Genomic DNA, 17,726 nt, shown 5'->3' on the forward strand with positions numbered 1-17,726 from the left:
GCGAGGCCAAGATGACACGGGTGCGCGAGACAAGCGACAACGACCTTCCGCTGGTGGACAGGCGTGCCCGTTCCGGCACGGTTTTGCGGATTCTGCTGCTGGCGCTGGTGCTCATCGCTGCCGCCGCTGCTTTCGTCTATTTCAAGGATTCGCTGGAAAACGAAATCGTGCTCGGCATTCTCGGCGTGCTGGCGATGATGGGTATCTTTTTTCTGGTGTCGTCGATCATCGGTTTCATCGAGGTCATGCCGCAGTCGCAATCGGACGGGCTTGCCCGCCGTTTCCTGTCGGCGCACCCGGACGGCACACTGATCACCGATGCCAAGGGGCATATGGTCTATGCCAACGCCACCTATTGCCGGATGAGCGGCACCACGAAGGCGAGCGATATCCAGAGCCTGGAGACGCTGCTCTCGCGCAGCCGGGAATCGACCGAGGCGCTCTATCGCCTCATCAATGTTTTGCGGGAGGGCCGTGACGGTTACGAGGAGTTCCGTCTGCTAAAACCGCTCGGGGAGGCCACTTCCGGCGGGCCGCACTGGTACCGGCTGAAAGGTCGGGTGCTGAAGGATGCTGGCGGCGAGGCGCTGCACGTCTTCCAGATCGCCGACATCACACCTGAGCGGGAAGATCAGGAACGCTTCTTCCGCGAATTGCAGAACGCCATCGATTATCTCGACCATGCGCCGGCCGGTTTCTTTTCTGCCGGACGCAAGGGTGAGATCGTTTATCTGAACGCCACCCTTTCCGAATGGCTCGGCATCGATCTCGCGCAATTTTCGCCCGGTTCGATGACGGTTTCCGACATCGTCGCCGGCGAGGGTATGGCGCTGATCGAATCCGTCCATCCGCAGGGTTCAGCCAAGCGCACCGAAATTCTCGATCTCGACATGCGCCGGGTCAACGGCCAGAGCATGCCGGCCCGCCTCGTGCATCAGGTTACCTCGAAGGACGGCGCGCCCGGCGAAAGCCGGACGATTGTTCTGATGCGTCCGAAAGGGCAGGAGGATACGGAATCCTCGTCCGCCATGCGCTTCACTCGTTTCTTCAACAACACGCCGATGGCGATTGCCTCGCTCGACGGCGAAGGCCGCATTCTGCGTATCAACGCGCCATTCCTCAAGCTGTTCTCCGGCGTCGTCGGGCGTGACGATATCGATCGCGGCGTTGCCCTCGAAGCCATCATCCACGACAATGAGAAACCAAGACTTGAGCAGGCGCTGGCCGAGGCGAAGGACCGGCAGGGCGATATCGCCCCGTTCGATTCTCGCCATCCGAGCGACGAGGGCCGCCATTTCCGTTTCTACGTCAATGCCGTCATCGATCAGGACGACGAGGCGCCCGAAGAGGTGGCAATCGTTTATGCGATAGAGGTGACGGAGCAGAAGGCGCTCGAAACCCAGATGGCGCAGACGCAGAAGATGAACGCCGTCGGCACGCTGGCAGGCGGCATCGCCCACGATTTCAACAATGTGCTGACTGCGATCCTGTTGTCATCAGACCATCTGCTGTTGCAGGCCCGGCCCGCAGACCCGAGCTTCGCCGACCTGATGGAGATCAAGCGCAACGCCAACCGCGCGGCAGTGCTGGTGCGACAGCTTCTCGCTTTCTCGCGCAAACAGACGATGCGCCCGGCGATCCTCAATCTGACCGACGTGATCGGCGACCTGCGCATGCTGGTGGACCGGTTGATTTCCGGCACCAATGTCAAGTTGGAAGTGGACTACGGCCGCGATCTCTGGCCGGTGAAGACCGACCTGTCGCAATTCGAGCAGGTGCTGATCAATCTTTGCGTCAACGCGCGCGATGCCATGCCCGATGGTGGCAAGATCACCATCCGTACCCGCAATGTGGATGCGGATGAAGCCGCAGCGCTCGGTCGGCCGGAAGTCCCGGCGGAAGACATGGTCATGGTGGAGGTCGCCGATAACGGAACCGGCATTCCGCCGGAGATCATGGACAAGATCTTCGAGCCGTTCTTCACCACCAAGGATGTTGGCAAGGGCACCGGTCTCGGCCTGTCGATGGTCTATGGCATCGTCAAGCAGTCCGGCGGTTACATCTATCCCGAATCGGAAGTGGGCAAAGGCACTGCGTTCCGCATCTATTTGCCGCGCCACGTGGTGGAAGTGGTGCACGTTCCGGGCCAGCAGCCCGGTGAAGCTGCACTCGCCCCTGTGGCTCTGCCCGAACCGGTGAAGGAAGAGCCGCTGGATCTGACCGGCAACTCCGCCGTCGTGCTTCTGGTGGAGGACGAGGAGGCGGTGCGGCGCGGCGGCAAGCGCATGCTGGAAACCCGTGGTTACACCGTTCATGAGGCGGGTTCCGGCGTCGAGGCGCTGGAGGTGATGGAAGAGCTGGAAGGCAAGGTCGATATCGTCGTGTCCGACGTCGTGATGCCGGAGATGGACGGTCCTTCACTCCTGAGGGAATTGCGCAAATCCTATCCCGACCTGAAATTTATCTTCGTTTCTGGTTATGCCGAGGACGCGTTTGCGAAAAACCTTCCGGCGGATGCCAAGTTCGGCTTCCTGCCAAAACCCTTCTCGCTGAAACAGCTGGCGATCGCCGTTCGCGAAATGCTCGACAACAAGGAATGACGGTGGATGGCGCGGGCGGGAGATTAGGTCCGCTGTTGCTCGCGATTCCCTTGCAGGCGCTTGGCGTCACGGCTGAAACCACGTCGGGAAAGGCGGATAGTACCGCGCTTTCCCGATGTGTTATCGCAAGACCCCTGTTTTTCCCGAGGTTTGCCTCTTCGCAAACGCAATAGTGATTGCACCGTTTCACAGGGGGCTTAAAATCCGATCTTAACGACCTAGATATGAAGAGGCGAAGTTCTCCCTCCTGGTGATGACTGCCGGTTTGAGAACGGTTTGGAGAATGATGAAAGATGATCGCTGAGCCGATCTACATGCAGGGCGAGGGCGACGGGGAAGACGGCGGTACGAACCGCGGAACGTCCGTTATCACCCGCGTCAAGCCAAAGACGAAAAGACCGAATTTGTACCGTGTTCTTTTACTGAATGACGATTACACTCCAATGGAGTTCGTCATTCATATTCTGGAGCGTTTTTTCCAGAAGGATCGCGAAGCGGCGACCCGCATCATGCTGCACGTGCACCAGCACGGCGTAGGAGAATGTGGGGTGTTTACATATGAGGTCGCAGAGACGAAAGTAAGCCAGGTCATGGATTTCGCCCGACAGCACCAGCATCCGCTGCAATGCGTCATGGAAAAGAAATGAGGATCGCAACGTGCCAACTTTTTCCCCAAGTCTCGAGAAGGCGCTGCACCAGGCACTGACCTTTGCAAATGAGCGTCACCACGAATATGCGACGCTGGAACATCTCCTTCTGGCGCTGATCGACGACGCGGATGCCGCTGCCGTGATGGGCGCCTGCAATGTCGATCTCGATGCGCTGCGCAAGACCGTCAGCGATTACGTCGACAACGAACTGACCAACCTCGTGACCGGTTATGACGAGGATTCCAAGCCCACATCCGGCTTCCAGCGGGTTATCCAGCGGGCTGTCATTCATGTTCAGTCGTCCGGCCGCGAGGAAGTGACCGGAGCGAACGTGCTTGTGGCCATTTTCGCCGAACGCGAAAGCCACGCTGCCTATTTCCTGCAGGAGCAGGAAATGACCCGTTACGATGCGGTCAATTATATCTCCCACGGCATCGGCAAGCGTCCGGGCACGTCGCAGACCCGCGCTCCGCGTGGCGCAGACGAGCCGGAAGCCGACCCCAAGGCTGCACGCAGCAATCCCGAGGAAGAAGGCTCATCCGCCAAGAAACAGCAGGATGCGCTGAAGGCCTATTGCGTCAACCTCAATGAAAAGGCCAAAAACGGCAAGATCGACCCGTTGATAGGCCGTCATGAGGAAGTCAACCGCACCATCCAGATCCTCTGCCGCCGTTCCAAGAACAACCCGCTTTATGTGGGCGATCCGGGCGTGGGCAAGACGGCGATCGCCGAAGGTTTGGCCAAGCGTATCGTTGAAGGCAAGGTGCCTGAAGCGCTGGCCAATGACACGATCTTCTCGCTCGACATGGGCACGCTTCTGGCCGGAACCCGCTATCGTGGTGATTTCGAGGAACGCCTGAAGCAGGTGGTCAAGGAACTCGAGGAGTATCCCGGCGCAGTCCTGTTCATCGACGAAATCCACACCGTCATCGGTGCGGGTGCGACGTCCGGCGGCGCTATGGATGCATCGAACCTGTTGAAGCCGGCGCTGTCGTCAGGCGCGATCCGCTGCATCGGTTCGACCACCTACAAGGAATATCGCCAGTTCTTCGAGAAGGACCGCGCACTGGTGCGTCGCTTCCAGAAGATCGACGTCAACGAGCCGTCGATCGATGATGCTATCGCGATCATGAAAGGCCTGAAGCCTTACTTCGAGGATTATCATCACCTCAGATATTCCAACGAAGCGATCAAGGCTGCGGTCGAATTGTCGGCCCGCTACATTTCCGACCGCAAGCTGCCGGACAAAGCGATCGACGTAATCGACGAGACCGGTGCGGCGCAGATGTTGCTGCCGGCGTCCAAGCGTCGCAAGCTGATCACGGAACGGGAAATCGAAGCAACCATCGCGACAATGGCCCGCATTCCCCCGAAGACCGTTTCCAAGGATGACGAGATGGTTCTCGCCAACCTCGAAAAGGAACTGCGCTCGGTCGTTTATGGTCAGGACATCGCCATTGAGGCGCTGGCCACCGCCATCAAGCTGGCACGCGCCGGTTTGCGCGAACCGAACAAGCCGATCGGCTCATATGTCTTCTCCGGCCCGACCGGCGTGGGCAAGACCGAAGTGGCCAAGCAGCTCGCCGCCTCGCTCGGTGTCGAGATGCTGCGGTTCGACATGTCGGAATATATGGAGCGCCATACCGTCTCGCGTCTACTCGGTGCACCTCCCGGTTATGTCGGCTTCGACCAGGGCGGTCTCTTGACCGATGGCGTCGACCAGCATCCGCATTCCGTGGTGTTGCTGGACGAAATCGAGAAGGCCCATCCGGACATCTACAACATCCTGTTGCAGGTGATGGACCACGGCTCGCTGACCGACCATAACGGCAAGAAGATCGACTTCCGCAACGTCATCCTCATCATGACGACCAATGCGGGCGCTTCCGAAATGGCAAAATCCGCCATCGGTTTCGGTTCTTCGCGACGCACGGGTGAAGATGAAGAGGCGATTAACCGCCTGTTCACGCCGGAGTTCCGCAACCGTCTGGATGCGATCATTCCGTTCTCGCCGCTGCCGACCGCCGTTATCCACAAGGTGGTGCAGAAGTTCGTCATGCAGCTCGAGACCCAGCTCTCCGAGCGGAATGTCACCTTCGATCTGCATGAAGACGCGATCTCGTGGCTGGCGGAAAAGGGTTACGACGAAAAGATGGGCGCTCGCCCGCTGTCGCGCGTGATCCAGGAGCACATTAAGAAGCCGCTCGCCAACGAAATCCTCTTTGGCAAGCTCAAGAAGGGCGGTGTCGTCAGCGTCACCGTCGGCAAGAAGGATGATGGTTCCGACGGCCTCAAACTTGAGGTTCTGCCGGAAACAGCGCCGGTAAAGCCGAAGCCGGAAGCAGAGCTCAATGCGGCCAAGTCTCCGGGCAAGGCGTCTAAGGCCAAGTCGAAGCCCGCCTCGAAGGCAGCGATTGCCAATGAGGAAGCGGATGTTCTGGTTGCCGAGGCGAGCAAGCCCGACGAGGAGAGCAAGCCGCGCCGCAAGGCGAATACGGTGCCGAAGGTGCCGAAGAAGAAATGATAACGGTCTTCCGACCTACAAATTGGTGCCGGGCGAAAGCCCGGCATTTTCATGCCTGAAGCGTGTCGCATTTTACCGGATTCGTGAAACGCGCTTTATTTTCTCGTCATTCCGAAACCGCTGCGCACTTTCGGACGACATGCATTAGTGGACCAAGCAATGCAATCAGCAGACAGCGATACCATCCCCCTGCGCGGCTGGTTTTTCAGGGGAATGCGGGGCATATTCTCGCTGCCCTCGCTTATTCTCATGACATCCTTTGTCGGTTTCAGCGCCTTCGCGCTGGAATCGGGCGTCCAACGCGGCGAAGCGGTGTTCATGACGCTGGTTATCTGGGCTTTGCCGGCCAAGATGATCCTGATCGGCTCGATGGTCGGCGGCGCCAATCTTGCCGCGTGTTTTCTCGCGGTGACGCTGTCATCGGTGCGAATGATGCCCATGGTTGCCTCCATCGTTCCGGAGATGCGTGGCGCAAAAACGCCGACATGGATTTTGTTGTTCCTCTCCCACTTCGTGGCGATCACCGCCTGGGTCTTCGCCACGCAAAATCTTTCCAAGATACCGCGCGAAGCACGGGCTGCGTGGTTTGCCGGTTTCGGCATTACCCTTACCGTCGTCAACGCTATCATTGTCGGCCTTTGTTACGGCGTCGTCGCGGCTTTTCCACCCCTTGTCGCAGGCGTGCTGTTTTTTCTGACGCCTGTCTATTTCATAGCGTCGATCTGGGCGACCGCCCGCCATTCCGTCGTCAAGGTCGCCTTCATTATCGGTGTGATCGCGGGGCCGGTCTTTGCGGTGATCGCGCCGGAATTCGACATTCTCTATGCCGGGATCGGTGGCGGCACGGTGGCTTATCTGATCGACCGTTTCGTTTTCCGCCGAAAGATCATTCCCGTCTCACCGGAGAGCGAACCATGATGACCGAACAGTGGTGGGCGCCCTATCTCTTCATCGCCATTGCCGGCTGGCTGGCGACCGATCTCTGGCGCTGGCTCGGCGTGCTCGCCGGCAATCGGCTGAAGGAGGATTCCGAGGCGCTCTACTGGGTGAGGGCGGTCGCCACCGCGCTCGTCATGGCCGTCACCGCCAAGCTGATCGTCTTTCCAACCGGAACGCTTGAAGCTTCACCGCTGTGGCTACGCATCGGCGCGGCAGCACTCGGTTTCATAGCGTTCCTGGCCGCCGGCCAACGCGTCATTGTCGGCGTAGCCGTTCCTATCCTGCTTCTCGCTGGCGGGTTGTTCGCACTCGGCTTTTAATACTCGTCTTATCCAAATATTAAGCGCGACACCCTACTTTACCGTTGATTGGAACCGGGGCGGCAATTCCATGCGACTCTTTGCGGCAGAGCGTTTTGTACTTGGCTTTATCACCATCTTATTCGTTATCGATACGGTACTGATCGCCGTCAAAGGCATCAGGGTTGACTACGCCGGATATTTATTATGCGGATCGATGGGCGCCGGCGTTTTTATTCTCGGTCAGTTCTATCGCAAAAGCGGGCGTGATCTTCGCATCGCTGCCGCGCTAATCGCAGGCGGATTGTTCATTCTTTTTACGCTTGTTGCCTCCGTTTTTAACTACATGTTCCTGCCTGTCGCTTTCCCGGCGATTGATCATGCGCTTCTCCGTGTGGATGCGGCCTTCGGTTATAGTTGGATGGGCATCGTCACTTGGGCGGCGACACACCCATGGATCGGAACGATCCTGTTTTTCGTTTATGCGACGTCGCTGCCGCAGCTTCTGGTGATCGTGATAACGCTAGGTTTTACTGGCAAGGAGCGGATGTTGCACCACTTCCTTGTGACGGGAGTGCTGGGCGCTTTTGCAAGTATAATCTTCTGGATATTTTTCCCGTCATTTGGGCCATCCGCCTATGTGCAATTGCCGCAATGGGTTTCTCAGACCATCCCCTTGGCGGTTGATAATGCGTACGGGCAGGAGTTGAACCGCCTGATAACGGAAGGGGTTGTTCACCTTTCGCCTAAAAACGTGCTGGGGCTAATCGGCTTCCCTTCGTTTCATATCTTCATGGCGGCGATGTCCGTATGGTTTGTTCCACGTCACTGGTTGGTGTTGGCGGTGATCTTGCCGATCAATATCTTGATGTTGCCCGCCGTTCTCGTTCAAGGCGGTCATCATCTGTCTGATATTTTCGGCGGTCTCGTTGCGTTTGCAATCGTCTGTGCAGCCTCAGCCTGGCTGCTCAAGTGGCTTTCGGTAAGGGAAAGAAACGGAGAGAAGGCTCGCGCTTCGACTCAAGTTGTCGCGGCGGAGTAATTGCTCCGGTTTCCGCTCTCGCGGGCCTCGGCAATCAGCCAATCAGATAGTAGCCGGGCCGACGCAGTCATCTCTTCTGCTTCAATCAACCAGTAATATTTGTCCGCATCGGCCGCCCGATCGAAAAGCACGGTCAATTGACCGTCGGCGATTTCGTCGCGAAGGAGCGCTGTCGGGCAAAGGCCGATGCCGTGTCCCGCCTTTAGAGCGGTCACGAGCAGATTGAAGTCCGCAAAGATTGGGCCGGTGCCCTGGAACAGGAATAGGCCAGCAGCCGCCAGCCAGTCCCGCCATGCCGTCTCGGTGGCGTCATGCAGCAATTCAGCCCGCGGCAGGCTTGAGACATCGTCGAAGGGACCGGACTTCGTGGCGTAAGCGGGCGCGCATGTCGGACGTGTTTCCGCGCTGAAAAGGGCTACAGCTTTTTGCGCAGGGCGTGCGCCATGGGTGATGCTGAGATCGGGCTGCGTGGCATCATTCCTGCCGGAATAGCTGATTGACACCTGTATGTCGGGATAAAGCGCGCGGAAACGGGGCAGGCGGGGTGTCAGAAAATGCGCCACCACCGAAGGCAGGCTGGCCAGACGAACGGTGATGCGGTCGCGACCCTGGCGGATCCGGGCGGCACCGGAGGCGATCTGCAGCAAACCACCCGAAACAGTGATTCCGAATTCCTGTCCCGCCGGCGTCAGTCTCACGCCTCTTGCATGGCGCTCGAAAAGCGGCACGCCGAGCCATGTTTCCAGATTGCGCACATGCTGGCTTACGGCCGTCGCCGTCATGCCGAGTTCCTGCGCGGCCAGGGAAAAACTTGACCTTCTGGCCGCAGCTTCAAACGCGCGGAGGGTGGCGAGGGGTGGAAGTTTCATGATGCTGCGAGGCTAAGTCAGACTTGGTCTGAGCGCAAGAAAAACCCGTCTTGTCATCACGCCATTCATGCCGCAATTTCGCGTCACATTTTCATCCATCCGAGGATTTCATGACCCCCGTGTCCGCCGCCGAACCCATTGATGCCGCCGCGCGCCGCGCCGTCCGTCCCGTCGTCGTTTATCCGAACGGCACACTTCAGACACCGGACCTGGCGCGTCTGGAACAAGCTAAAAAAGCCATGGTGAAGATAGACGAAGTCATCGTGCCACCGCGCGAGGGCGGCACTTTCAATGTTCCGAAGGGGCATTTTTTCCGCATCGTCAGCACCGAAGGCCCGCAGGTGGGGGATTTGAACCTCTGGAATGCCCATGATCTGACGGAGCGCTTTTTCAGCGGCAAAACCCGCGCCCTGCATGCGACCCATGTTTCCGTGGGCAACCGGCTGTGGAGCAATCTGCCATTCCTGCGGCCGATGGCGACCATCACCCATGATACTTTGTCATGGTATGGCTGGGATGAAGATGGCGGTGGCGTGCATGATGTGATCGGCACCCGGTGCGATCCCTACACCAACAAGCTGTTGAGCGGCGGCGACTATCACCATTGCTGCCATTCGAACCTCACCAATGCGCTCGCTGCAGCCAAAGGCCTGTCATTCGGCGAGGCGGAACCGCATGTACATGATGTTCTGAACATCTTCATGTGCACGGGTTTCACCCGCGATACGCATCAATATTTCATGAAGGCAAGCCCGGTGCGGCCGGGCGACTATCTGGAACTCGTCGCGGAAATTGATCTCATCGGCGCGCTCTCCGCTTGCCCCGGCGGCGATTGCGGCGCCAGCCATTCGAGCGACGCGGTCCCGTGCTATCCCCTGAAGGTGGAGATATTCCGGCCGGATATGGCGGTGCTTGAAGGCTGGCCCTGGCCGGAGAGGAATGCCTATCGTCCTGTGGAATGATGACAAGTACCACGGTCGTCATGCTGGACTAGATCCGGCAACCAGCCACGGCGCGTCTGCGCCGAGAGGAGTATTGCGCGATCAAGGACTGGATCGCGCCGCACCCCGGATAAGCTCCGGGGTGACGGTGTGCGGATGCCGCATTCTGCCAAACGCGTGGGCGTCTTGGCAAACATCACGAGGCAAGTGCTGCCTTTATCTTTTCCGCATGGGCCTTCAGCACTTCGCCATCTGCCATAGCGCCGGAATGCGGCTTTAGCGGCTCGCCTTCCTTGCGCGGAATGACGTGGAAATGCAGGTGGAACACGGTCTGGCCAGCCGCCGGTTCGTTGAACTGGGCAATGAAGACGCCATCAGCGTCGAAGGCTTCCTTTGCCGCGACTGCTAGTTTCTGCACCACGGCAATGGTCTTTGCCAGCACTTGCGGGTCGGCATCGAGCAGATTGCGCGAGCCGGTTTTCGGAACGACCAGAAGATGGCCGGGTGCCTGCGGCATCACATCCATGAAAGCCAGCGTATGCTCGTCTTCATAGAGCTTGTGGCTCGGAATTTCGCCGCGCAGGATTTTCGCGAAGATATTGTTGTCGTCATAGGCGCTGGCGGTCATCGGTGATCTCTCCTCGTAACGGACTAATGCATGTCGCGTAAAAGCGTGTAGCGGTTTTGCGATAACGACATGCCACTAAACAAAGGCATAAAGCGTAGGGAGCGAATCTAAAAGATCGCGACAGCTTTATGCATCCGGCTCGTGTTCCTGTCGCTCACCCTTGCGGAAGGGCGTGTGGTCTTCCAGATAGTCGCCAATATGTTCGACCTCTTCACGCTCGCGCTGAAGATAATCGGCAATCGCGCGGCGCAGACCGGGATGGACGATGAAATGCGCCGAATGGGTGGTGACCGGCATGTAACCGCGCGCCAGCTTGTGCTCGCCCTGCGCACCCGCCTCCACCCGCCTCAAACCCTTCGACAGCGCGAAATCGATCGCCTGATGGTAACAGACCTCGAAATGCAGGAAGGGATGATCCTCGATACAGCCCCAGTGCCGGCCGTAAAGCGCATCCGAGCCGATGAAATTGATTGCACCGGCGATATAGCGTCCCTCGCGTCTGGCCATGACCAGCAGAACATCGTCAGGCATGCGCTCGCCAATCAGCGAATAGAATTCCCGCGTCAGATAGGGCCGTCCCCATTTGCGGCTGCCGGTATCCATGTAGAAGGCGAAGAACTGGTCCCAGATCTCCTCGGTCAGGTCACTTCCGGTCAACCAGTCAATCTCGATACCATTTTCCAGCGCTGCCCGGCGTTCCTTTTTCAGCCCCTTGCGCTTGCGCGATGAAAGGGCGTCAAGAAAATCGTCGTGGTCGCGATAGCCGTCATTGATGAAGTGGAACTGCTGATCGGTCCTGTGCAGGAAGTCCCGGGGCAGAAGCGCGGATAGGTCGGCGTCTTCCAGAAACGTGACATGCGCGGAAGAAACGCCGATCTTTTCCGTCACCTGGACAAGGCCGGATGCCAGAAGCGGTTTGAAGCGCGTCTCGTCTTCGGTTTCAGACACCAGCAGCCGCGGCCCGCTCGCCGGCGTAAACGGCACCGAACATTGCAGCTTCGGATAATAATGGCCGCCGGCTCGCTCGAAGGCATCCGCCCAGCCATGGTCGAAGACATATTCGCCCTTGCTGTGGTTCTTCAGATAGGCCGGAACGGCTCCGACGAGTTCGCCCGATGCGTTTTCGAGAAGCAGATGGTGCCCAAGCCAACCGGTCTTGGCAGTGGCCGATCCGGAATCTTCCATCGAGGATAGAAATGCGTGGGAAATGAAAGGATTGTACGGTTTTCCTGACACATTGCGTGATGTTCCGGAAAGCCGTTTCCAGCTGTCCGGATCGATATCCCTCAGGGATTGCGCAACGCGTATGGAATAGTCTTCTGTCATGCCGTGGCGGAGGGGTTCTCTCTCGGGTCGAAACCTTCGAATGTCATCTGGTCCGCATATTTATAGGTAGTCTCGCGCGCATTTTCATCCCTGACAGTCCAGGTAATCACGGGGAGCCCAAGTTTTCTTTGCGCCTCGATGAAACTGTTGGGCAAATGACCCCAATGATAGGAGATGAAATCAACACCGATCTGCATCGCCTCGTCGTGTTTGAAGAAGTCTTCCGGCTTGGCGCCTTCGGCGGTAAGGCCGAGCGGCCAGGGCGAGCCTGCAGCCTTCAGGTCTCTGAGGAGGTGATGGTCGAAGCTCATCAGCGCCACCTGGCCCTTGTAGCCCTCGAGATCTTCCAGCACCGCTTCGGCAAACCCGTCATCGACGCCTTCGCCCTGACGTCCTTTCAGCTCGATCACCAGCGGCACCTTGCCGGCGCATAGCGTCAGAAGCTGTTTCAGCGTCGGTATGCGGTCCTTGGTCTGACCGACCGAAAGCAGAGACAATTCACTGGCGGTATGTTCGCGCACGTCGCCCTTGATACCAGTCAGCCGGGCCATGTCGTCGTCGTGAAAAATCACCGGCACGCTATCGGCGGCCAGCTGCACGTCGCATTCGATGGCAAAACCAGCGTCGATGGCGCGCGAAAATGCGGATAGCGTGTTTTCCCAGACCACCTTGTTCAGGTCGTGATAACCGCGATGGGCGACGGGCTGGGCGGTAAGCCAGGAAAGTTTAAGGGTCATACGTCGATTTCCACGATCGCGTCGATCTCGACGGCGGCATTGAAGGGCAGGCAGGCCATGCCGACGGCGGCGCGGGCATGCTTGCCGGCATCACCCAGAACGTTGGCGAGCAGATTGGAGGCGCCGTTAATGACGAGGTGCTGTTCGACGAACTCCGGAACCGAGGCAACGAAGCCGTTCAGCTTGAGGATACGACGGATTTTCGAGAGGTCGCCGTTCAAGGCAGCCTTGACCTGTGCGAGAATGTTGACGGCGCACAATTCGGCGGCGCGCTGGGCGGTTGCAACGTCAACATCGCGGCCAACGAGGCCCGTCACCGCAATCTTGCCTGATTCCATCGGCAGTTGACCCGATACATAAAGAAGATTGCCGCTGATGGTGAACGGAACGTAGTTTGCGGCAGGTGCTGCCGCTACGGGAAGAGTAAAGCCCAGTTCCTTGAGGCGGCCTTCGATGACATCAGACATTTTCGTCTCCGGTTTTGTTGTAAATCCTTCAAGAATCCGGCATTCAGAAGATGTTGATCCAAAAGCCGGGCGGTTGCTTGTACAATATGAGCAGCGAGTCCAACAGGAGATATTGCATGTTTGTCAGGACGCTTGGTTTCGTTGCCGCCACAGGGCTTATGACCGGCCTGTCGAACGGTGCCAATGCCTTGCCCGTCACGGTTCCGGACCTCATCGCCCATCGCGCCGTCTACGATCTCGAACTCAAGGACGCGACGGATCGTTCCGGTATCGAGGGCATGACGGGCCGCATGGTCTATGAATTCACCGGCTCTGCCTGTCAGGGTTACAAGACGGATTTCCGTTTCGTGACACAGATCAACACCGGCGACGCGGTCCGCATGACCGACCAGCAGACGACGACCTTCGAGGACCTGGCGGCCAGGAAGTTCACCTTCGAGACCAAGTCCTACACCGACGACAAGCTGGACAAGGAAGTGCAGGGCGCTGCAATCGACGACAAAGAGGGTGTGAAGGTTGATCTGACCCGCCCGGACCCCCGTCAGATCGATCTCGTCGCCAGCGAATTTCCGACCGAGCACATGTTTCAGGTCATTGAAAACGCCAAGCAGGGGAAGCGCATCTTCGAATCCCGTATTTTCGACGGCTCGGATGACGGCGATGAAAGCCTGATCACTTCCACGCTGGTCGGCAAGGCGCAGATGCCGAAGGACGGCGATGCCGAGGCCGGCAAGGCGGGCGAATTCGGCAAAGCCGCGTTCTGGCCGGTGACGATCGCTTATTACAACGACAAGACCGGCACCGACGCCCTGCCGATCTACCGCATGTCGTTCAAGCTTTACGATAACGGAATCACCCGCGATCTGACGATGGATTACGGCGATTTCGTTCTGACCGGCAAACTCGCGAAGCTTGATATCCTCAAGCCGGAAACCTGCGAAAACAAGCCGGTTCGCTAAAAGGCGGACCGTTTGCGTGGTTTTTTCGCAGAAATGCTTGCTTTTTATCTGAGGCGACTGTATGCGCCTCACCATTCCACACGCGAAGCTTGGGATGTTCCGGGAGAAATCCGGTCCGTTCCGCCCGGTGGTGTCGATGAAAATCGGCGCTGTTCGCTTCGCGGGGGTTAAACCGGAAAAGGAGTAACTAGGCATGGCATTGCCCGATTTTTCTATGCGTCAGCTTCTGGAAGCTGGTGTTCACTTTGGTCACCAGACGCATCGCTGGAACCCGAAGATGAAGCCGTACATCTTCGGCGACCGTAACAACATCCACATCATCGACCTGGCTCAGACCGTTCCGATGCTGTCGCGCGCCCTTCAGGTCGTGTCCGACACTGTTGCTCGTGGCGGCCGCGTTCTGTTCGTCGGCACCAAGCGTCAGGCGTCTGAAATCATCGCCGACAGCGCAAAGCGTTCGGCCCAGTATTACGTCAACTCCCGCTGGCTCGGCGGCATGATGACCAACTGGAAGACGATCTCCAACTCGATCCAGCGTCTGCGCAAGGTTGACGAGATCCTGAACTCGGAAGGCACCGGCTATTCCAAGAAAGAGCGTCTGACCCTCGAGCGCGAACGCGAAAAGCTTGAAAAGGCTCTCGGCGGTATCCGCGATATGGGCGGCGTTCCGGACCTGATGTTCATCATCGACACCAACAAGGAAAAGATCGCGATCGAAGAAGCCAAGCGTCTTGGCATTCCGGTCGTTGCGATCATCGACTCCAACTGCGATCCGGATCACATCGACTACCCGATCCCGGGTAACGACGACGCATCGCGCGCCATCTCGCTCTATTGCGACCTGATCGCCCGCGCCGCCATCGACGGCATCCTGCGTCAGCAGGGTTCGTCCGGCCGCGACATCGGCGCTTCGGAAGAAGCTCCGATCGAGCCCGCGCTCGAAGACGAGGCTGGCGCCTGATATAGGCCCTGTCTGGCGGCGATTTCGTGTCGCCGTCTCCTCGACCAGGATATGACAAGGCCGTCAAAGACCTTAAATGGGTTGACGGCCTTGTTCGTTTCAAACCGCTCCGTCGGGGCTTCGGTGAAGTCTCCGGCGTTTTGATGCGGATGAAATCCGGTGGCAGCCTTCATAACGCTGTCACACTTGAGCGGCACCCATCGTTTCGATGTATGGAGACGCCGCAGCACTTGGGAATGCGCATGCCCCTTTCCTGAAATCGTCCCGGTTTCAAAGGGTGTGCGGCCGGGTACACTCATCACCCAGAACTTCGGCACGGCGAATTCAGCCGGCTGACCGATCGAACCGATAAGAGGCAAACAATGACCGAAATCACAGCCGCAATGGTGAAGGAACTGCGCGAGAAATCCGGCGCAGGCATGATGGACTGCAAGAAGGCTCTTGCTGAAACCAATGGCGACATGGAAGCGGCGATCGACTGGCTGCGCGCCAAGGGCATCGCAAAGGCCGACAAGAAGTCTGGCCGTACGGCTGCCGAAGGTCTGATCGGCGTCGCCACCATGGGTCACAAGGCTGTTGTTGTCGAACTCAACTCCGAAACCGACTTCGTTGCCCGCAACGACGCGTTTCAGGATCTCATTCGCGGCATTGCCCAGGTAGCGCTCTCCACCGACGGCACCGTTGAAGCTGTCAGCGCCGCCACCTATCCGGCAACCGGCAAGTCCGTTTCCGACAGCATCAAGGACGCGATCGCCACCATCGGCGAGAACATGACGCTGCGCCGTTCGGCAGCACTCGAAGTCGAGCACGGCGTTGTCGCGACCTACATCCACAATGCTGCCGGCGAAGGCATCGGCAAGCTCGGCGTTCTCGTTGCCCTGAAGTCGGTCGGCGACAAGGCCGTTCTGAGCTCCATCGGCCGCCAGGTCGCCATGCACATCGCTGCAACCAACCCGCTCGCCATCCGCGCCGAGGAAGTTGACGCAGCCGTGGCCGAGCGCGAACGCAACGTCTTCATCGAGCAGGCCCGCGAATCCGGCAAGCCGGAAGCCATCATCGAAAAGATGGTTGATGGCCGCATGCGCAAGTTCTTCGAAGAAGTCGCTCTTCTGTCGCAGGCTTTCGTCATCAACCCCGACATCACTGTCGGCGCTGCCGTAAAGGAAGCTGAAAAGGAAGCCGGTGCTGCCATCGAAGTGACGGGCATGGTTCGCCTGCTGCTCGGCGAAGGCGTCGAAAAGGAAGAAAGCGATTTCGCAGCAGAAGTCGCTGCAGTGGCCAAGGGCTGATTATATTTACCCAATCTTGGGAAAACGGGAGGGCATCGCGTGACAACGCGGTGCCCTTCGTGTATCCGCGTTTCGGTTACATTTCCGAGGAGTCATGATGTCTTCCAAGCCGATCTACAAACGTGTTCTTCTCAAGGCTTCCGGTGAAGCCCTTATGGGCGATCAGGGTTTCGGTATCGATGTGGCGGTTGCAGACCGTATCGCCTCCGATATTGCCGAGGCGAGGGCGATGGGCGTTGAAGTCGGCGTTGTCGTCGGCGGCGGCAATATTTTCCGCGGCGTTGCCGTGGCGTCCAAGGGCGGTGATCGCGTTACCGGCGACCACATGGGCATGCTGGCCACCGTCATCAACGCGCTGGCGCTCGCAACCTCCCTGCGCAAGCTCAGCATCGACACCGTCGTTCTGTCCGCAATCGCGATGCCGGAAATCTGTGAGAGCTTCTCGCAGCGTGCAGCGCTCCACCATCTGGCGCAGGGCCGCGTGGTGATTTTTGCCGGCGGCACGGGCAACCCCTTCTTCACCACAGATTCCGCCGCAGCGCTGCGCGCCGCGGAAATGGGCGCGGAAGCGATCTTCAAGGGCACCCAGGTGGACGGCATCTATTCCGCCGATCCGAAAAAGGACCCGACAGCCACCCGTTTCGACGAGCTGACCCACAGCGAAGTGCTCGGCAAGGGACTGGCGGTCATGGATATCGCAGCTGTCGCGCTTGCCCGCGAGAATCACATCCCGATCATTGTTTTCTCGATCCACGAGAAGGGCGGTTTCGCGCAGATATTGACCGGCGGCGGCCGCAAGACCATCGTGCACGACAAATAATCAAAAAACGATGTCGCCCCTGTGGCGTATTCCGGCCGCCACGGCCGATAGAGATGGAGTATCAAGATGAGTGGTATTGACCTCAACGATATCAAGCGCCGCATGGATGGTGCCATCAATGCATTCAAAAGCGATATCGCATCGCTGCGCACCGGCCGCGCTTCGGCCAACATTCTCGATCCGGTGACCATCGAGGCCTATGGCTCGCGCGTTCCGCTAAACCAGGTCGCAAACATCACGGTTCCGGAGCCGCGCATGCTCGGCGTCAACATCTGGGACAAGTCGATGGTGAACGCCGTTGACCGTGCCATCCGCGAATCCAATCTCGGCCTCAACCCGATCGTTGATGGTCAGAACCTGCGTATCCCGCTGCCTGAACTCAACGAAGAGCGCCGCAAATCGCTCGTCAAGGTGGCCCATGACTACGCCGAGAAGTCCAAGGTGGCGATTCGTCACGTGCGTCGCGATGGCATGGATGGTCTGAAAAAAGCCGAAAAAGACGGTGATATCGGTCAGGACGAAAGCCGTGGACAGTCGGAAAAAGTGCAGAAAATCACCGACGACACGATTTCGGAAATTGAGCGCTTGCTTGGCGAGAAGGAAAAGGAAATCATGCAGGTCTAGTATCGCTTGCGATAGACCTGTATTTTATTCGTTTTAATTCCGCGCTGCCTG

Annotated in this window: 18 protein-coding genes; 13 read left to right on the top strand and 5 right to left on the bottom strand. The window is 58.5% G+C overall.

All coding sequences use genetic code 11. The annotated features are described in order from the left end of the window. Window positions 1-11: 11 nt before the first annotated feature. The 6 genes from cckA (at window position 12) to CRP02_RS17890 (ending at window position 8,054) form a co-directional block, all read left to right on the top strand. Window positions 12-2,600: a cell cycle histidine kinase CckA gene (gene cckA / locus CRP02_RS17865; RefSeq protein WP_003512808.1), complete on the top strand. Its 2,589-nt coding sequence runs from the start codon at window positions 12-14 to the stop codon at window positions 2,598-2,600. A gap of 293 nt (window positions 2,601-2,893) precedes the next feature. Beyond that, the gene (clpS, locus tag CRP02_RS17870; RefSeq protein WP_003512812.1) at window positions 2,894-3,247 is read left to right on the top strand and encodes an ATP-dependent Clp protease adapter ClpS; all 354 of its coding nucleotides are present in this window, start codon (window positions 2,894-2,896) and stop codon (window positions 3,245-3,247) included. Between the two features lie 10 nt (window positions 3,248-3,257). Next, on the top strand, window positions 3,258-5,774 hold the full coding sequence (gene clpA, locus CRP02_RS17875) for an ATP-dependent Clp protease ATP-binding subunit ClpA (protein ID WP_097171859.1): 2,517 nt from the start codon (window positions 3,258-3,260) through the stop codon (window positions 5,772-5,774). A 159-nt stretch (window positions 5,775-5,933) separates the two neighbouring features. Then, window positions 5,934-6,692 (top strand): AzlC family ABC transporter permease, encoded by a 759-nt coding sequence (locus CRP02_RS17880; protein WP_013636011.1) that lies wholly within the window; start codon window positions 5,934-5,936, stop codon window positions 6,690-6,692. After that, window positions 6,689-7,033, top strand: coding sequence for an AzlD domain-containing protein (locus CRP02_RS17885; protein ID WP_174001720.1), 345 nt, complete (start codon window positions 6,689-6,691; stop codon window positions 7,031-7,033). The genes CRP02_RS17880 and CRP02_RS17885 overlap by 4 nt, the downstream gene beginning before the upstream one ends. A 70-nt stretch (window positions 7,034-7,103) precedes the next feature. Next, window positions 7,104-8,054: a phosphatase PAP2 family protein gene (locus CRP02_RS17890; protein WP_097171860.1), complete on the top strand. Its 951-nt coding sequence runs from the start codon at window positions 7,104-7,106 to the stop codon at window positions 8,052-8,054. On the opposite strand, the gene CRP02_RS17895 is transcribed toward CRP02_RS17890, so the two are convergent. Further along, complete coding sequence (locus CRP02_RS17895) at window positions 8,033-8,923, bottom strand: LysR family transcriptional regulator (RefSeq protein WP_097171861.1); 891 nt, start codon at window positions 8,921-8,923, stop codon at window positions 8,033-8,035. The genes CRP02_RS17890 and CRP02_RS17895 overlap by 22 nt on opposite strands. 110 nt (window positions 8,924-9,033) lie before the next feature. Here CRP02_RS17895 and CRP02_RS17900 point away from each other — a divergent pair, with 110 nt between their 5' ends. Then, the gene (locus CRP02_RS17900) at window positions 9,034-9,885 is read left to right on the top strand and encodes an urea carboxylase-associated family protein (protein WP_097171862.1); all 852 of its coding nucleotides are present in this window, start codon (window positions 9,034-9,036) and stop codon (window positions 9,883-9,885) included. 175 nt (window positions 9,886-10,060) lie between these two features. On the opposite strand, the gene CRP02_RS17905 is transcribed toward CRP02_RS17900, so the two are convergent. From CRP02_RS17905 to CRP02_RS17920, 4 genes are all read right to left on the bottom strand, one after another. Beyond that, window positions 10,061-10,492: an HIT family protein gene (locus tag CRP02_RS17905; protein ID WP_019565530.1), complete on the bottom strand. Its 432-nt coding sequence runs from the start codon at window positions 10,490-10,492 to the stop codon at window positions 10,061-10,063. Between the two features lie 126 nt (window positions 10,493-10,618). After that, complete coding sequence (locus CRP02_RS17910) at window positions 10,619-11,818, bottom strand: GNAT family N-acetyltransferase (protein ID WP_097171863.1); 1,200 nt, start codon at window positions 11,816-11,818, stop codon at window positions 10,619-10,621. After that, a complete protein-coding gene (locus CRP02_RS17915; protein WP_097171864.1) occupies window positions 11,815-12,555 on the bottom strand; it encodes a glycerophosphodiester phosphodiesterase in 741 nt (246 codons plus the stop codon). The genes CRP02_RS17910 and CRP02_RS17915 overlap by 4 nt, the downstream gene beginning before the upstream one ends. Continuing rightward, a complete protein-coding gene (locus CRP02_RS17920; protein ID WP_003512829.1) occupies window positions 12,552-13,022 on the bottom strand; it encodes a RidA family protein in 471 nt (156 codons plus the stop codon). The genes CRP02_RS17915 and CRP02_RS17920 overlap by 4 nt, the downstream gene beginning before the upstream one ends. A gap of 116 nt (window positions 13,023-13,138) precedes the next feature. Here CRP02_RS17920 and CRP02_RS17925 point away from each other — a divergent pair, with 116 nt between their 5' ends. From CRP02_RS17925 to frr, 6 genes are all read left to right on the top strand, one after another. Continuing rightward, window positions 13,139-13,981: a cell envelope integrity EipB family protein gene (locus CRP02_RS17925; protein WP_097102418.1), complete on the top strand. Its 843-nt coding sequence runs from the start codon at window positions 13,139-13,141 to the stop codon at window positions 13,979-13,981. Window positions 13,982-14,042: 61 nt separating this feature from the next. After that, the gene (locus CRP02_RS27985; RefSeq protein WP_003512833.1) at window positions 14,043-14,168 is read left to right on the top strand and encodes a hypothetical protein; all 126 of its coding nucleotides are present in this window, start codon (window positions 14,043-14,045) and stop codon (window positions 14,166-14,168) included. Between the two features lie 6 nt (window positions 14,169-14,174). Then, a complete protein-coding gene (gene rpsB / locus CRP02_RS17930) occupies window positions 14,175-14,942 on the top strand; it encodes a 30S ribosomal protein S2 (RefSeq protein WP_003512836.1) in 768 nt (255 codons plus the stop codon). A 362-nt stretch (window positions 14,943-15,304) separates the two neighbouring features. After that, complete coding sequence (gene tsf / locus CRP02_RS17935; protein ID WP_003512838.1) at window positions 15,305-16,231, top strand: translation elongation factor Ts; 927 nt, start codon at window positions 15,305-15,307, stop codon at window positions 16,229-16,231. A 97-nt stretch (window positions 16,232-16,328) separates the two neighbouring features. Continuing rightward, a complete protein-coding gene (gene pyrH / locus CRP02_RS17940) occupies window positions 16,329-17,051 on the top strand; it encodes a UMP kinase (RefSeq protein ID WP_003502561.1) in 723 nt (240 codons plus the stop codon). A gap of 66 nt (window positions 17,052-17,117) precedes the next feature. Beyond that, window positions 17,118-17,675, top strand: coding sequence for a ribosome recycling factor (frr, locus tag CRP02_RS17945; RefSeq protein WP_003512840.1), 558 nt, complete (start codon window positions 17,118-17,120; stop codon window positions 17,673-17,675). Window positions 17,676-17,726: the final 51 nt, after the last annotated feature.

Origin of the sequence: Rhizobium sp. AN5, from assembly GCF_900215255.1 — a bacterium.
GTDB lineage: Bacteria > Pseudomonadota > Alphaproteobacteria > Rhizobiales > Rhizobiaceae > Agrobacterium > Agrobacterium tumefaciens.

Coding starts and splice junctions, on each gene's coding strand:
- cckA (WP_003512808.1), top strand. CDS start 12: ATGACACGGGTGCGCGAGACAAGCGACAACGACCTTCCGCTGGTGGAC.
- clpS (WP_003512812.1), top strand. CDS start 2,894: ATGATCGCTGAGCCGATCTACATGCAGGGCGAGGGCGACGGGGAAGAC.
- CRP02_RS17880 (WP_013636011.1), top strand. CDS start 5,934: ATGCAATCAGCAGACAGCGATACCATCCCCCTGCGCGGCTGGTTTTTC.
- CRP02_RS17885 (WP_174001720.1), top strand. CDS start 6,689: ATGATGACCGAACAGTGGTGGGCGCCCTATCTCTTCATCGCCATTGCC.
- CRP02_RS17890 (WP_097171860.1), top strand. CDS start 7,104: ATGCGACTCTTTGCGGCAGAGCGTTTTGTACTTGGCTTTATCACCATC.
- CRP02_RS17895 (WP_097171861.1), bottom strand. CDS start 8,923: ATGAAACTTCCACCCCTCGCCACCCTCCGCGCGTTTGAAGCTGCGGCC.
- CRP02_RS17900 (WP_097171862.1), top strand. CDS start 9,034: ATGACCCCCGTGTCCGCCGCCGAACCCATTGATGCCGCCGCGCGCCGC.
- CRP02_RS17905 (WP_019565530.1), bottom strand. CDS start 10,492: ATGACCGCCAGCGCCTATGACGACAACAATATCTTCGCGAAAATCCTG.
- CRP02_RS17910 (WP_097171863.1), bottom strand. CDS start 11,818: ATGACAGAAGACTATTCCATACGCGTTGCGCAATCCCTGAGGGATATC.
- CRP02_RS17915 (WP_097171864.1), bottom strand. CDS start 12,555: ATGACCCTTAAACTTTCCTGGCTTACCGCCCAGCCCGTCGCCCATCGC.
- CRP02_RS17920 (WP_003512829.1), bottom strand. CDS start 13,022: ATGTCTGATGTCATCGAAGGCCGCCTCAAGGAACTGGGCTTTACTCTT.
- CRP02_RS17925 (WP_097102418.1), top strand. CDS start 13,139: ATGTTTGTCAGGACGCTTGGTTTCGTTGCCGCCACAGGGCTTATGACC.
- CRP02_RS27985 (WP_003512833.1), top strand. CDS start 14,043: ATGCGCCTCACCATTCCACACGCGAAGCTTGGGATGTTCCGGGAGAAA.
- rpsB (WP_003512836.1), top strand. CDS start 14,175: ATGGCATTGCCCGATTTTTCTATGCGTCAGCTTCTGGAAGCTGGTGTT.
- tsf (WP_003512838.1), top strand. CDS start 15,305: ATGACCGAAATCACAGCCGCAATGGTGAAGGAACTGCGCGAGAAATCC.
- pyrH (WP_003502561.1), top strand. CDS start 16,329: ATGTCTTCCAAGCCGATCTACAAACGTGTTCTTCTCAAGGCTTCCGGT.
- frr (WP_003512840.1), top strand. CDS start 17,118: ATGAGTGGTATTGACCTCAACGATATCAAGCGCCGCATGGATGGTGCC.